General features: G+C 55.8%; 13 protein-coding genes. 10 read left to right on the top strand and 3 right to left on the bottom strand.

Annotated features, from left to right (window positions below; all coding sequences use genetic code 11):
• Nucleotides 1-7: 7 nt before the first annotated feature.
• Nucleotides 8-187 carry a hypothetical protein gene (locus tag HQL52_14385; GenBank protein MBF0370636.1) on the bottom strand — a complete coding sequence of 60 codons (180 nt, stop codon included), beginning with the start codon at nt 185-187 and terminating at the stop codon, nt 8-10.
• A gap of 226 nt (nt 188-413) precedes the next feature.
• Here HQL52_14385 and secA point away from each other — a divergent pair, with 226 nt between their 5' ends.
• From secA to HQL52_14405, 4 genes are all read left to right on the top strand, one after another.
• The gene (gene secA, locus HQL52_14390) at nt 414-3,113 is read left to right on the top strand and encodes a preprotein translocase subunit SecA (GenBank protein MBF0370637.1); all 2,700 of its coding nucleotides are present in this window, start codon (nt 414-416) and stop codon (nt 3,111-3,113) included.
• Nucleotides 3,114-3,158: 45 nt separating this feature from the next.
• The gene (locus HQL52_14395) at nt 3,159-3,527 is read left to right on the top strand and encodes a hypothetical protein (GenBank protein ID MBF0370638.1); all 369 of its coding nucleotides are present in this window, start codon (nt 3,159-3,161) and stop codon (nt 3,525-3,527) included.
• 26 nt (nt 3,528-3,553) lie between these two features.
• Complete coding sequence (locus tag HQL52_14400; protein ID MBF0370639.1) at nt 3,554-3,913, top strand: hypothetical protein; 360 nt, start codon at nt 3,554-3,556, stop codon at nt 3,911-3,913.
• A gap of 79 nt (nt 3,914-3,992) precedes the next feature.
• Nucleotides 3,993-5,267, top strand: coding sequence for a glycosyltransferase (locus HQL52_14405; GenBank protein ID MBF0370640.1), 1,275 nt, complete (start codon nt 3,993-3,995; stop codon nt 5,265-5,267).
• A 39-nt stretch (nt 5,268-5,306) separates the two neighbouring features.
• Here HQL52_14405 and HQL52_14410 read toward each other — a convergent pair whose 3' ends face one another.
• Nucleotides 5,307-6,521, bottom strand: coding sequence for a hypothetical protein (locus tag HQL52_14410; protein MBF0370641.1), 1,215 nt, complete (start codon nt 6,519-6,521; stop codon nt 5,307-5,309).
• A gap of 175 nt (nt 6,522-6,696) precedes the next feature.
• Here HQL52_14410 and HQL52_14415 point away from each other — a divergent pair, with 175 nt between their 5' ends.
• From HQL52_14415 to HQL52_14435, 5 genes are all read left to right on the top strand, one after another.
• Nucleotides 6,697-7,734, top strand: a complete 1,038-nt coding sequence (locus HQL52_14415; GenBank protein ID MBF0370642.1) for a WalW protein — start codon at nt 6,697-6,699, stop codon at nt 7,732-7,734.
• Nucleotides 7,731-8,660, top strand: a complete 930-nt coding sequence (locus HQL52_14420; GenBank protein ID MBF0370643.1) for a glycosyltransferase family 2 protein — start codon at nt 7,731-7,733, stop codon at nt 8,658-8,660. Before HQL52_14415 ends, HQL52_14420 begins: the two co-directional genes overlap by 4 nt.
• 75 nt (nt 8,661-8,735) lie before the next feature.
• A complete protein-coding gene (locus HQL52_14425) occupies nt 8,736-9,950 on the top strand; it encodes a glycosyltransferase (protein MBF0370644.1) in 1,215 nt (404 codons plus the stop codon).
• Nucleotides 9,950-11,452 carry a radical SAM protein gene (locus HQL52_14430; GenBank protein ID MBF0370645.1) on the top strand — a complete coding sequence of 501 codons (1,503 nt, stop codon included), beginning with the start codon at nt 9,950-9,952 and terminating at the stop codon, nt 11,450-11,452. The genes HQL52_14425 and HQL52_14430 overlap by 1 nt, the downstream gene beginning before the upstream one ends.
• 172 nt (nt 11,453-11,624) lie before the next feature.
• On the top strand, nt 11,625-12,494 hold the full coding sequence (locus HQL52_14435) for a hypothetical protein (GenBank protein MBF0370646.1): 870 nt from the start codon (nt 11,625-11,627) through the stop codon (nt 12,492-12,494).
• Nucleotides 12,495-12,570: 76 nt separating this feature from the next.
• On the opposite strand, the gene HQL52_14440 is transcribed toward HQL52_14435, so the two are convergent.
• Nucleotides 12,571-13,599 carry a metal-dependent hydrolase gene (locus HQL52_14440; GenBank protein ID MBF0370647.1) on the bottom strand — a complete coding sequence of 343 codons (1,029 nt, stop codon included), beginning with the start codon at nt 13,597-13,599 and terminating at the stop codon, nt 12,571-12,573.
• Between the two features lie 361 nt (nt 13,600-13,960).
• On the opposite strand from HQL52_14440, the gene HQL52_14445 reads away from it, so the two are divergent.
• Complete coding sequence (locus tag HQL52_14445) at nt 13,961-14,215, top strand: hypothetical protein (protein ID MBF0370648.1); 255 nt, start codon at nt 13,961-13,963, stop codon at nt 14,213-14,215.
• The last annotated feature ends 65 nt before the right edge of the window (nt 14,216-14,280 follow it).

Below are 14,280 nucleotides of genomic sequence, written 5' to 3' on the forward strand. Positions count from 1 at the left end.
GCTTGGCTCAATCCTTCTTGGAAATGACCTGAACCGGCTTTTTGGGTGGCAGAGAGACAGTCTTGCGCCCCGACTCCCTCTCCAGCCGTTTCAGGTCCTTGAACATCGCATCCAGATCATGATCGAACCGGGCGGCGTATTCCTTACGGATTTTGTGAATTTCTTCAACGATGGGATCACTCCACATGGCCATCCTCTGTCCGCTCATCGATTTCCGGCTGGAAGAAAAAGTCGTGGACCATTTTTTCTTGTTTCCGCCTTGCCAGAATAACCCATGAGCCCACGCTATGCCATCATCATCCACCCCAATGAATGGTTTGAAACGCTCGCAGCCTCTTTGCGGGGGAAGGCCCGTTGTGATATAAAAGCCTGTTTTTTCTTGCCCATACCCTCAAGGATTGGATTGAAGCCTCATGTTTGGAGCCATAGCCCGCAAGGTTTTCGGATCAAGCAACGACCGCTATCTACGGAAATTGCGGCCCATTACCGATAAAATCAACGCCCTGGAACCCGACTTCGAAAAATTAACCGCCGAAGAGATCCGGGCTAAAACCGAAGAATTCAAAAAACGTGTCGCCGATGGGGAAGATCTGGACCATATTCTCCCGGAAGCCTTCGCCCTGGTGCGGGAGGCCAGCAAACGCACCACCGGCATGCGCCACTTCGATGTTCAGCTCATCGGCGGTATCGTCCTCCACGAGGGCAAAATCTCCGAGATGAAAACCGGTGAGGGTAAAACCCTGGTGGCGACCCTCGCCCTCTACCTCAACGCCCTGACGGGTAAAGGCACCCACCTGGTCACGGTGAACGACTATCTGGCCAAGCGTGACGCCGAATGGATGGGGCAGATCTATAACTATCTGGGGCTCACCGTCGGTGTCATCGTCCATGGCCTCGACGACGCCCAGCGCCAGGAAGCCTACAAAGCCGACATCACCTACGGCACCAACAACGAATTCGGCTTCGATTTTCTCCGGGACAATATGAAATTTACCCTGGAGGAGATGGTCCAGCGGGAGCTGAACTTTGCCATCGTCGACGAGGTGGACTCCATCCTCATCGACGAATCCCGCACACCGCTGATTATCTCCGGCCCCACCGAAGACAACACCGATAAATATTACAAGGTGGACCGGCTGATCTATCAGATCACCAAGGAAGAGCACTATACGGTGGACGAAAAGGCCAAGAGCGTGGTCTTCACCGAAGAGGGCAACGAAAAGATCGAAGAACTCCTGACCGAATTCAATATCCTGAAGGAGGGGGGGCTCTACGATGTGGGCAACGTCGAAACCGTCCACCATGTCAATCAAGCCCTGCGCGCCCACGCCCTCTTCGAGCGGGATACCGACTATATCGTCAAAGATGGCGAGGTGGTGATCATCGATGAGTTTACCGGCCGCATGATGCCGGGTCGCCGCTATTCCGACGGGCTCCACCAAGCCCTGGAAGCCAAGGAGCAGGTGGTGATTCAAAACGAATCCCAAACCCTGGCCTCCATCACCTTCCAAAACCTCTTCCGCATGTACAACAAACTCGCTGGCATGACCGGCACCGCCGACACCGAAGCCGCCGAGTTTAAATCCACCTATAATCTGGACGTGATCCTCATCCCCACCCATCGGGATATGGTGCGGATTGATCACGACGACGTGGTCTATCGCACCCTGGATGAAAAGCTCGATGCCATCGTTGAGGATATCCGGGATTGCCACGAGCGGGGCCAACCGGTTCTGGTGGGTACCATCTCCATCGAAAAGTCGGAGCTGCTGGCCAAAATTCTCAAAAAACACAAAATTCCCCACAACGTGTTGAACGCCAAATATCACGAAAAAGAGGCGGAGATCGTCTCCCAGGCCGGACGCAAGGGGGCGGTGACCATCGCTACCAACATGGCCGGGCGGGGCACCGATATTCAGCTGGGGGGTAACCCCGATATGCGTGTTCGCAACGAAATTCCCATCGGCATCCCCGAGGAGGAGCGCGCCAGCCGGGAAGCCAAAATTCGCGCTGAGTGTGAAGAGGAAAAGGTGGCGGTGCTGGCAGCGGGTGGATTGCATATTCTCGCCACAGAGCGCCACGAAGCCCGGCGCATCGACAACCAGCTTCGGGGCCGCTCCGGTCGCCAGGGAGATCCCGGCTCCAGCCGCTTTTTCCTCTCCCTGCAAGACGACCTCATGCGCATTTTCGGCTCCGACCGCATGGACGGTATGCTGCAAAAACTGGGGCTGCAAGAGGGGGAGGCGATCATCCACCCCTGGATCAACAAAGCCATCGAATCCGCCCAGAAAAAGGTTGAGGGACGCAACTTCGACATCCGCAAAAATCTCCTCAAGTTTGACGACGTCATGAACCAACAGCGCAAGGTGATCTATGACCAGCGCTGGGAGCTGATGGAAGCCAAGGAGATTACCGAATTTCTCACCGACATCCGGGGAGAACTCCTGGATGACATGATGGGTACATATATCCCCGAGGAGGCCTATCCCGAGCAGTGGCAGGCCAAAGAGTTCCACGATGCCGCTTTGAAGCAGTTCGGCGTGACGCTGCCCATCGAAGAGTGGCAGGTGGAAGATGGGGTGATCGCCAAAACCGTCCGGGATCGCACCTGGGAAGCGATTCAAGCCCACAACCAGGAGCGGGAAGAGCGTATGGGGGGTGAACTCCTGCGCTATCTGGAAAAATCAATCCTCCTGCAAATTCTCGACTATCTCTGGAAAGAACACCTCCTCAACATGGATCACCTGAAGGAGGGAATCCATCTGCGGGGCTATGCCCAAAAAGACCCCCTGAACGAATACAAGCAGGAAGCCTTTCAGCTTTTTGATGGCTTGATGGAGCGCATCAAGTCCGAAACCGTGGAGGTGCTCTCCCGGGTGGAGGTGAAGCAACCCGACGAAGTGGCCCGCCAGGAAGAAGAGCGCGCCGCTGCCCGGGATCGCCGCCTGCAGATGAGCCACGCCAGCGCCGAAGCCATGGCCGGGGAGGCAGGGGAGGAAGATGAATCCCAAAAAACCCCCTACCGCCGCCAAGCCGCCAAAGTAGGCCGCAACTCCCCTTGTACCTGCGGCAGCGGTAAAAAATATAAGCACTGCTGCGGCCGACTGAGCTGATCCGGGCTTGGCCGGGCCATGTTGAGCCGGGATACCCTCTTGGAAATGGCCAGAGCCCGACTGGAGGATTCAGTCGTGTTATTGAAGGCCGAACGCTTCGAGGGGGCGGTTTATCTCTGTGGTTATGCCCTGGAAATGGCGCTTAAGGCGCGTATCTGCAAAACCTTGTCATGGCAGGGTTTTCCCTCCACACCCAGTGAGTTCAACAAGTATCGGAGCTTCAAGGTGCATGATCTTGATGTTTTGCTTCATCTTTCCGGTGTTGAACAAATGATAAAGGGAAAATATAATAAACAATGGAGTGAGGTGGCCTCCTGGACACCGGAATCCCGATATGCCCCAAGCGGGAATGTGTCTGGTGAGGATGCTCAGAGGATGATTCGTTCCACGAGGAATCTTCTGGAGGTCTTATGAAACAATTGGTAGAAAAACTCACTGTCATGGAACGGGAAATTTCCGAGGAAAAAGGGAACCTGTTTCTTTTCGGTCTTTTCCTGCGCGAAAACGCACCCAACCGGTGGGATCTCCTTGTCGGAGCGGACTGGGTAGAAGCGGATAAAGATGCCGCCATGACCTACCTCGTCGACCATCTCAATGCCTGCCTGACGATGGATGAGTTGATTCTATTGTCCAAGGTGGTTCTGATCACATCGGATAATCCAGGCCTGAAGGCCATTAACGCCACCCAAGTTGAACATGGTATGATAGAAATAGCCGGAGTGGTGTTTTCCGGGCTTGAAATCAAACAGGCCTACATCATCACTGCCAAGCGTCCCGGAGGCCACTCCAAGGCGGCGTGATGGGCCTGTTTTTTCTCCTGTCTTTGTACTCTACCCCATCCTCCTGGATCTCTCTGTTTCGATCCACCGGTAACACCCCATGAGCAAACGGGTTCTCCTGATCGCTTTCCACTTTCCCCCGGTGCGGGGAGCGAGTGGTATGCAGCGGACCCTCAAGTTCAGCAAACACCTGCCCGATTTTGGCTGGGAGCCTCTGGTTTTGACAGCCAATCCCAGAGCCTACCTGCAAACCGGGACGGAGCAGTTGGGGGAAATTGCCCCAGAGACCATCGTCAAGCGCGCTTTTGCCCTGGATTCCGCACGGCACCTCTCCATCCTGGGAAAATATCCCCGGTTTCTCGCCTGGCCTGATCGCTGGTCCAGCTGGTGGCTGGGGGGGGTGATTTCGGGGTTGGGGATGATTCGGCGCTTTCGACCCCAGGTGATCTGGTCCTCCCACCCCATCGCCACAGCCCACCTGATCGGCCACACCCTCCACCGCTTGAGTGGTATCCCCTGGATGGCGGATTTTCGGGATCCCATGCACTCCCCGGCCTATCCCGAGGATCCCACCGTACGCCGAGCCTACCAATGGATCGAGGAAAAAGCGGTTCGCAACAGCACCCGAAGTGTGGTGGTAACTCCCGGTATGGGGCGGCTTTTTCGCACGCGTTATCCCGAGCTGGATCCTGGGCGATTTACGGTGATTCCCAACGGCTATGAGGAGAGCGATTTTCCCCCCGGATTGGATGCGGAGATTCCAGAAAAAAAACCCACCGACCCCCTGGTTCTCCTCCACAGCGGCCACCTCTATCCCAACCACGTCCATCGGGATCCCGGCCCCTTTTTGGCAGCGCTGTTGATTCTGCAAAAACAGGGAATCATCGGGTCAAAAACCAGCCCCGACGGTACCACCCAGGGACTGCGGGTGATCTTGCGGGGCTCGGGTCATGAAGGAATGCTCCAGGCGCTGGTGGAGAAGATGGGCATCGACGATATGGTCAGGATAGAACCCCTCATCCCCTATCGGGAGGCGCTGGCAGAAATGCTTCGGGTGGATGGCCTGCTCCTCTTCCAGGGGCCAGATCTCAGCACCCAGATTCCTGCCAAGCTATTTGAATATTTCCGGGTACAACGTCCCATCCTCGCCTTGACCGGGCCGGGGGGGGATACGTCAGACTTGATGGCCCGGGCGGGTCTCGAACCTTTGGCGGAAATGGGGGATCGGAAAGGGATTGTGCGGGGGTTGCCGGTGGCTCTCGATGCAATTCGGCAAGGGGGTTATCCCATTATCTCCCGGGAGGAAGCCCAACGCCATTCACGTCATGCGCGTTGCCGGGAGCTGGCTAAAACGTTGGATGAAATGATTTCCTGATCGATTGGCCTGATCGATTGGTCTGATCGATTGGCCAGGCTATCCCGAAATCACCTCCCCAAGCCATTTTTCCAGCGTATCCACCCGGTTGTCCCAACTGTTGGCCAGCGCCACCTGAATCCGTGATGCCGGGGTGCCCACTCCGCCACTGGTGAGGGCGTGCTCAATCGCCTGGCTCCACTGGGCCGGGGTGTTGGCGATGGCGGTGACGTGGGAAAAGAGATTTTGCACTGATGTTTGGGGGGCGGCGACCAGAGGCTTGCCGGTAGCGAGACATTCATGGAGCTTCACCGGATAGCCGTGCACTACCCAATCGGCGGGCTCGCCAGCGGCGGTGTCGGCAATGCGATAGCAGATGGTGTTGAGATCCATGTGGTGAAGATAGGGGGGGATTTCGGTGCGGTGCTTGATGCCCAAACTGTGGACATTGGGGAGGCGTAGACAGGACTCCCAAAGGGCGCGGGCTTGGCGGTCCCGCTCTCGGCTTTCCGAAAACATCACCGGGCCGATAAAAATCCAGTGCCACGCCGGGTGAGTGGTGGCCACATGGTGGACCATCTTCAGGTCGATCTTGGCGTTGACCGTGCCCACATAGCCGATGCGGGGGTGGGGGATTTTGGCGAGATCCTCCGGGCAGGGAGAATCCGACGCAGCCACCACCGATTGGCCGTCGGCACCATTATAGAGGGGGCGGGCTTTTTGGGGGCCGATGCCGGGCAGCCCCTGGGCCATGCCATCCGACGAGGTGGTGATCAGATCCGCCCGCGCCACCAAGCCAGCTTCCATGGCGGCCAGCTGTGGGGTCCAGTGGTCCATGGCCGAAAACAGATCGTAGACGTGATAGACCACAAAGCGGGGGTTGAGCGCCTCGACATAGGGATAAAAGAGGGGGTGGAAGAGAATCAGCCCCACCTCTCCTCGAAATGAGCCGGATATTTTTTTGTTGAGCCAGCGGCCATGATGCCCCACCGTCAAGCCATCCCAGCGGGGGGAGCCGGGTCGGCGGAGCAGGAGCCGCCCGGGTTGATCGAGCAGCACTCCGTCCGAGGCTTGGGGGCTGTTCAGCCAGGGGGAGAGCCACGGCGCTCCTTGCCAGACAGGCTTTTGGAGATCCCAAATGGAGAGCGCCCCAGGGCTATAAATCACCGGCCAGCCTCTCTGGGCCAAGCGGGAGAGCAGCTGTTGGCGGCTCAGCCAGCGGTCGTGCCAGCCGTGGGGGGCGAGAGCGATGAGAGGGATTTTGGGAAGAGGCATGGCCCTTGGAAGATCGATAATTTAAAAATTTTTTAAAGTGTAGGCAGCCTAACCTATTCTGGCCATCCTTGGGAACGATATGATACACACAGCATGTGTTGATTGATGAGATGTTTGATCCGTTTGAACGCTGGGATTTTTGGGGAATATGCATGAGAGAGGGCAGAACCAACTGGTGAAGGCCAATAGACCCATTCGGTTTTCCCGGGAGAGAACCCCCATCCTCCTGGTGGTGGTGGATACCGAGGAGGAGTTTGACTGGAACCAGCCCTTTTCCCGGGAGGCGGTTGGAGTCAGGGCGATGGATTCGGCCCACCTGGGGCAGGAGCTGTTCGACTCCTTTGATATTCAACCCACCTGGGTGGTGGACTATCCGGTGGCGAGCCAGGAGTCCGGGTTTGCCCCTCTGAAGGATTTTGCCCATTGTGGGCGTGCTGTCATCGGTGCCCACACCCACCCCTGGGTCACTCCCCCCTTTGAGGAATCCCTCTCTAGCCAAAATGCCTATCCCGGCAATCTGCCCCGCCATCTGGAAGAGCAAAAGCTGCACCATGTCTCCCGTGCGATTCAATCCTGGCTGGGGCAGGCTCCCCTGATCCACAAGGCGGGGCGTTATGGCGTGGGTGTCAATACCACCGGGATTTTGCTGGAGCAGGGTTTCCAGGTGGATTTGAGCCCTGCACCCCCCTTTGATTTTTCTTCGGATGGGGGGCCTGATTTTTCCCATGGGAGCAATCATCCCCACTGGTTGAATCCTGAAAAATCCCTCCTCTGCCTCCCCACCTCCGGGGGGTATGCCGGGCTTTTGCGTTCCCAGGGGAGATGGCTTTATCCCATGAGTCGTGGGCCGGGCCTGCAGCGACTGCGGGTTCCGGGTATATTATCCCGTTTGGGGCTTCTTGAGAGGTTGCGGCTTTCGCCGGAAGGGTACACCCTTGAAGAGATGAAGCGCATCACCCGGGTGCTTCTGGAGGCTGGGGTGGGAGTGGTTTCCCTGACCTTTCACTCCCCCTCTTTGCAACCGGGCCACACCCCTTATGTGGCGGGTGAAAACGACCTGGAACAATTTTTGGAAAGGCTGCGGCGCTACTGTGATTTTTTTCTGGGTGAGCTGGGGGGCAAAGCCATGACCCCCCTTGATGTGGCAGCCATGATTCGGGCCCAGGGTGATGGCGTTCATCAGGGTGGATTGATGCGGGGAGAGCAGTCATGACGGAAGATGAACAGAGCTGCCTGAAGGTGATCGTGGTGGTGCCTGCCTTTAACGAAGGGGAGATCATCGGTGAGACCATCGCCTCGTTGCGGCAACTGAGCGAGGAGTTTGCCGAGGAGGGGTATCGGTTTGCGGTGTATGTGGTGGATGACGGCTCTACGGATAACACCCGGGAGCAGGCTGAAGCCGCTGGGGCTGATCGGGTCGTCAGACACCGCCACAACATGGGGCTGGGGGCGGCTGTACGCAGCGGTTTGCAGGCAGCCCGCAAGGACAAAGCCGACATTGTGATCAAGTTTGACGCTGATTTTCAGCACGACCCCAAGGATATTCCGGTGTTGGTCCGCACGCTGGTGGAAGATGAGCTGGATGTGGTCTATGGCGCCCGCTTTGATCGGATCGAATATCGCATGCCCCCGGTGCGGCGTCTGGGTAATTTGGTTTTCACCACCCTCATGCGTTGGCTGACCGGTTGGCCCCTGCGGGATAGCCAGCCGGGCATTTTTGCCATCAGCCGCAACTATCTGGAAGTGTTCTATCTTCCCGGGGATTACAACTATACCCAGCAAATCTTGATGGACTCCTACCGCAAGGGAATGCGCTTTGCCCACGTGCCGGTCACCTTCCGGCAGCGCTCCACCGGTCGGTCTTTTGTCTCCCTGCGCTATCCCTTCAAGGTGCTGCCGCAAATTTTCATGGTGCTGGTGGCGGTGCGTCCCATGAAGGTGTTCGCGCCCATCGGCATGACCTTTTTGCTGACGGGAGCGGGGCTGCTTTTTTGGGAGCTTGGTCAGTGGTTTATGGGGGATTATCCCAAGCCGGTGCAGCATGTCAATCTGGTGATGGGATTGATTCTTTTTGGTATTCAAACCCTTTTCTTTGGGGTGCTTGCTCATTTGATTGTGGAGTTCAAGGGCAAGGAGTGAAGACGCTTCTCGGGGGTTGGGGGTGGATTCAAGGGGGCGGTGAGGGGTTTGGTGGGGTAAAGGAATGCCGGGAAGATGACTGATACGGGCCGAAAGGGGAAAATCCTCATCGTCATCCATAGCCTGGCACCCGGTGGGGCGGAGCGGGTGGCAGCGATGCTCTCCCTGGGGTTTGAAGCCCGGGGGTATGAGGTGGTTTTTGCCCTGTCGGAAAATATTTTTCATTTTCCCCATGGCGGGCGTGTGGTCGATCTCAAGACCCCGTCTTCTCCCAACTGGTTGATTCGTCTGCCCCGGCAGATCTTACGGGTGATACGGCTCAAAACAGCCATCAGCCGGGAGCAGCCCGATGCGGTATTGAGTTTTTTGCAGGGCTCCAACCTGGCCAATGCCATCGCCAGCGGTCGCCAGGCGGTTCTTTCCATTCGCAATGTGATGAGCCAGGAGCGCCCTTCGTTGCAGTGGATTGGGAGTGTGCTTTTTAAGCGCGCCCGTCGGATCATCACCCCTACCCGGGGGGTGCGGGCGGATTTGATCAACACCTTTGGCTTCCAACCGGAGCCTATCGTTCACATTCCCAATCCCGTGGATCGATCCTGGATCAAACAACGCGCTCAAGAAAAACTTCCAGAAAAATGGCAGGCTTTTTTTCAAAACCGGGTTTTTATCAATGTGGGTCGCTTGACTCCCCAAAAAGGTCAGGCCGGGCTCATTCGGGCCTTTGCCAAGCTTCACGAGAGTCAACCTGACACCAGGCTCTTTATCATGAGCGAGGGGGAGTTGCGGGGGGAGCTGGAAGCGTTGGTCCGCTCTCTGGGATTGGCCGATGTGGTGGCTTTGCCGGGATATCAGGACAATCCCCATCGCTTTATGGCCAGAGCCCAGGGATTTATCCTCTCAAGCCTCTATGAGGGGTTGCCCAACGTGGTGCTGGAGGCGTTGGCTTGTGGGCTGCCGGTGGTTGCCTTTGATTGTCATGGTGGGGGGGTGGGGGAGATCATGACCGCTTTTGGCAAGCACCCTCTCAAGTCCATCGAAGGCTCCAGGCTACAGAGGAGCCCCGGGGGATTTTTTGCGCCGTTGCCTGGGGAGATCAGCCCCGGGGAAATTGATGCCGGGGGGGAGGAGATGTTGGTGGAGGGGATGGGGCGGCTTTTGGCCAGTGACCGGGAGCTGTTTGATTTTGAGGCGGTGCTGACTCCTTTTGATCGGGATACCATTGTTGGGCGATATTGTCAGGTGCTGTTTGAAGGAAAAGCGGTAACGAACAAAACAGAGGAGGCCGGGTGATGCGTGATCGCAGGGAAAAAAGAGTTCTCTTGATGGAGCCCCCGTTCTGCCGCCTCTATCACGACAACTATGCGCTGATCAAATATCCCCTGGCGTTGGGCTATCTCAGTGGTGCGGTGGAAAAATGGACCGATTGGCGGGTGGAGACCTATAACGCTGATTTTAACACCGACAAATGTATCGTTGTCGCCAACAGCTTTCTCATCGGCCCGGGCTATCAAAACTATCTGCAGCAGCTTGAAAACCCCACCGCCCCGGTGTGGGATGAAATCAGGGCGACTTTAAAGGCCTTTCAGGCTGATGTGGTGGGGATTTCCGCCAAGTCCCAAAATTTTATGGCTGTGGCCCAAGTGGCGGCCATGGCCAAGGAGTTGCTGCCTGGGGTCACGGTCGTAGTCGGGGGGGCTCACCCCTCCATGGCTGGCGAGAAGGTGTTGGAGGTTGGTGAGATCGATGTGGCGGTGGTCGGGGAGGGGGAGGAGACGTTGGTGGAACTCCTCAAAGCTTTGGAAAAGGGCGCTCCCTTGGTGGATGTTCCGGGATTGATCTTTCGGGGGGAGAAAGGCATTGTCCGCACCCCGCCCAGGCCCTTTATGGCTGATCTGGATATCCTGCCCTTTCCCATGGCCAATGCCCGGAAGGTGTTGAAGGATTATGACCGCTACCCACCGGACGCCTTCAGCCGGGTTTTTGCTGCCCGAGGCTGTCCCTACTCATGTACCTTTTGTGGCTCTCGCAACATCTGGAGCCAAAAAGTACGGTTCCGATCCGCTCAAAATGTCATCGATGAAATCAAGATGCTCCAGGGAATGGGTATCCACTATATCCATTTTGATGACGACACCTTTGGGGTAAAAATTTCCTTCATCCGGGAGTTGTGTAACGGCATGATCGAGCAGTGTCCGGATTTGACCTGGAGCTGTGAGATTGTGGTGGGGCTGATCCGGGAAGAGGTGGTTGATCTGATGGCGCGTTCCGGCTGCAAGATGGTGATGCTGGGGATCGAATCCGGCAACGACGGGATGCTGAAAAAAATTCGCAAAAATATCACCATGGATGAGGCCCACCAAGCGGTGGATCTTCTGAAATCCCGGAATATCGAGGTGCAGACCTTTTTTATGGTGGGTTTTCCGGACGAGACCGAGGAGACGTTGCAGGATACCCAGGTGGCGATGAAAAATATTCGTTCCGACAAAATTGCCTTTTCCATTTTTACCCCCTATCCCGGCACCGAACTTTTTCAGGTGTGTCATGAGCGGGGGCTGGTGGAGGATGATTTTAACGTTTCCCTCTACAACCACCAAAGCCCGGAAAACCACTTCACCCCCCACATTCCCAAAGCGCGGTTTCAGCAGCTGGTGGCTGAAACCGTCCGCATCGTTGACCGCAAAAACACCCTCAAGCAGTTCCGCCGTGTGCTGAAACTCCTCAAAGAGCAAGGTGTTGCCTATACCGCTTCCCAAATATTTCGGTTTGTCTGGGGGCGGCTCAAAGCCCGTTGAATGATCGGGTTTTGCTGAGGTGTTTTTTTTGGCCTGTTGGCAGCTTTCCTCAAGGTTGACCTCTTAATATATAATTTGATAGAAGTATTATGACCAAACATGGTTTGGGTCATCTATCACGTATAAGGTGATTTTATTCTCAATGAGACTGTTTGATTAAAAGGGGGAAATAATGGCTGAGACGGGGAAAACCAAAGGGGCAGAGACGGTTAAACCGTCTGATGGGGGGAGTGGGAAAGATAAGATGGCAGAGAGTGGCAACACCAAACGGGTGGATGCCATTCTGGAAGAGATAAAAACCAACCTTAAACCGGGTCTGAGTGAGGATGTTCAATTGGGGTTGGGCCAGCTGGTGGGGACTATGCACTCCCTTAAAAAGAGCGACAATTCGGTCTTGATTGGCGCTGCGGAAGTAGCTTCAAAAGGGCTTTTGCAAGATCCACCCAACACCAAAATGGCGGATACCATTCTGGTGAGTATCCAGCAAACCATGGTCTACACCCTGGGGCCTCTCAGGAAAAGATTATCCAAATATTCCAAACCCCTCCGGGCTATTTTTGGACTGACGGCCTCTCTGTTTTTGGTCTACATCGTTTTGTTGCTTGTTAGACATGCAACGTTTACAGATGGTTATTGGACACAAGAGGGTTGGGTCTATCTGGTGGTGGGTATGTCGGGAAGCGTTGGGGCGGTTACGAGTGTTTTGGTGCGTATCCGGGAAATTGTTGCTTCTGAGGATGCTGATCCTTTAACCCCCTTTCTAACCGGATTCGTTAAACCTCTGATTGGTCTTTCCTTTGCGGTGTTCGTAGCCTTTGCCATCCAATCCCAGGTGATTCCCATCACTCCCCCGGAGCTGGTGAACTCCTCGGCTGTCACACAGCCAGCGAGTTCCTCTGATTCCATGGAGCCCGTGAATCTTCCCTCTCCCAAAAAGAGTGACCCGATCAATTTTTATATCGCCATCTCTTTTGTGGTGGGGTTTAGTGAGCGATTTGCCCGGGATCTGATCAGCAAGGTGGAAAGCACCCATACCAAGTAACCGGTTGGATGGTTTGATATCGGAATAGACCCAACCGCTGACAGCTGGTGGTGGGAGAGGGGACAAAAGGGGTCGATCACCCCATCCTCTCCCACCCCGCATCCTCTCCTGTGAGCATCTCCATAAAGGCATCGATGGTGGCTTTGCTGGTATCCCGGAAATTTTTAAACTCGACGTGGTTTTCAGGATTGTTCTGATCCAGCTCAATGCCCCAGAGGGGGAGGGGGCTGGTGGGGAGGAGGGCGTAGCGCACATCCCCCAGCACGTTCATCCGCTCCGGGTGCCAGGAGAGATAGCCGTCGGAAAAGCGATTGAAGCGGACGATATCCTGGGCGGTAGTCGAAGAGATATCGATCCCCGGGGGAGGCGTGGCAGCATCAAATTTAGCCACGGAGCCTCCCGCCTGATATTGGGGAGATTCGATATAACAGACCCGTACGGCATCGATATAAAACCGCGCTTGATGCTCGTAGACCCCCCGCCAGAGAATCAGATTACCCATGGTGGGCTTGACCACCAGGCGTTCGATGGTGTGCCCCCGCTTTTGGGCCAGATCCCGCACCACCGCCTCAGCCCGCCCCTGTTGAACCACTCCCAAAACCAAATAGGATAGCCCTAGTACCATCCCGATTTGCGCCATTCGGGGGGCGGTTTTTTTCCAGCCCAATATCAAACAGACGATCAACAGGCCGGTAAAAAGAGGGTCCACCACCGAGACGATGGACCAGGCGATGCGGGCGTCACTGAAGGGCCAGAGAAGCTGTGTTCCATAGCTGGTACAGGCATCGAGCAGGCCGCTGGTGGCATATCCCGCCAGGGCGAACCGAAAGACCGTTTTAAAATCGACAGGCTGCTTGCGAAAATAGAGCTGCCACAGCACCCATCCCACCAGCAGCCCACCCAAGGGAATGAACAGGAGGCTGTGGGTAAATTGCCGGTGAAATTCCAAAACCAGCAGGGAATCAGCGTTGGAACGAATCAGGATGTCAGCATCCGCTGGCAGTCCGGCGATAAAGCCGATGACGGTGGCTTTGCGGCTGTTTTCTTTGTTAGCCACCGCTTGGGCTGCTACCGCCCCCACGATGCCTTGGGTCAAGATATCCATTTGGTTGGTTGAGATCCCTCTGCAAAATGTGATTCCAGCCAGAAAATTCACCGGAAACTCTACCAGCAAGGCAAGCGATAATCCATTATCCTGGATCCGGTAGTTGGGCGTGTGCGGCGGCTGTAGCCTATCGGTTCGTATAGTGAATTGGAAAAAATTGTGGTGACCTGATTGGTCATGAGATTTTTTTCCAGTTTGCTTGACGGATCAAGAGGCTGCGGATCGTGTGCACGCCCAACTGCCGGATCCAGGATTATCAGCCAGAAGAAGGGGGAATCGGTGGTGCAGGAAGGAAGGCCGAATGGTAAACTCGTTTTGATGAGGGGTGAATCCCTCTGCCAAACCCCTTGGGGAGTCCGCCATGAACGACGGAATCATCCTGGAAACGGTTAAAGCACTCTTGCGGGATAAAAAAGAAATATTGCTGACGGATTTGGCCACTCACCTGATGTTGGATCCGGTGGAAACCCGGTTTTTGTTGGATCCCCTGATTCAATCAGGCCAGGTGGAGCGGATCTGGAAAGCCCCGGAGCAGGGGATATCCTGCTATTGTGAGCGGGACGAGGCGTTGCGCTGGGTGGGGGGTGGTGGGGCATATCCTGACGGTTTTGGTTGAAGTGACACCTCTGGCTACATTTGGTTTGGTTATCTCTTATAATCTTTTTTAATCTTTGACAAACG

This window comes from Magnetococcales bacterium (assembly GCA_015232395.1).
Lineage (GTDB): Bacteria > Pseudomonadota > Magnetococcia > Magnetococcales > JADFZT01 > JADFZT01.

What these genes read in the sequence shown, in the direction of transcription:
- HQL52_14420 (MBF0370643.1), top strand. Translation starts at nt 7,731, where the DNA reads ATGACGGAAGATGAACAGAGCTGCCTGAAGGTGATCGTGGTGGTGCCT.
- HQL52_14385 (MBF0370636.1), bottom strand. Translation starts at nt 187, where the DNA reads ATGTGGAGTGATCCCATCGTTGAAGAAATTCACAAAATCCGTAAGGAA.
- HQL52_14405 (MBF0370640.1), top strand. Translation starts at nt 3,993, where the DNA reads ATGAGCAAACGGGTTCTCCTGATCGCTTTCCACTTTCCCCCGGTGCGG.
- HQL52_14425 (MBF0370644.1), top strand. Translation starts at nt 8,736, where the DNA reads ATGACTGATACGGGCCGAAAGGGGAAAATCCTCATCGTCATCCATAGC.
- HQL52_14435 (MBF0370646.1), top strand. Translation starts at nt 11,625, where the DNA reads ATGGCTGAGACGGGGAAAACCAAAGGGGCAGAGACGGTTAAACCGTCT.
- HQL52_14410 (MBF0370641.1), bottom strand. Translation starts at nt 6,521, where the DNA reads ATGCCTCTTCCCAAAATCCCTCTCATCGCTCTCGCCCCCCACGGCTGG.
- HQL52_14395 (MBF0370638.1), top strand. Translation starts at nt 3,159, where the DNA reads ATGGCCAGAGCCCGACTGGAGGATTCAGTCGTGTTATTGAAGGCCGAA.
- HQL52_14445 (MBF0370648.1), top strand. Translation starts at nt 13,961, where the DNA reads ATGAACGACGGAATCATCCTGGAAACGGTTAAAGCACTCTTGCGGGAT.
- secA (MBF0370637.1), top strand. Translation starts at nt 414, where the DNA reads ATGTTTGGAGCCATAGCCCGCAAGGTTTTCGGATCAAGCAACGACCGC.
- HQL52_14400 (MBF0370639.1), top strand. Translation starts at nt 3,554, where the DNA reads ATGGAACGGGAAATTTCCGAGGAAAAAGGGAACCTGTTTCTTTTCGGT.
- HQL52_14440 (MBF0370647.1), bottom strand. Translation starts at nt 13,599, where the DNA reads ATGGATATCTTGACCCAAGGCATCGTGGGGGCGGTAGCAGCCCAAGCG.
- HQL52_14430 (MBF0370645.1), top strand. Translation starts at nt 9,950, where the DNA reads ATGCGTGATCGCAGGGAAAAAAGAGTTCTCTTGATGGAGCCCCCGTTC.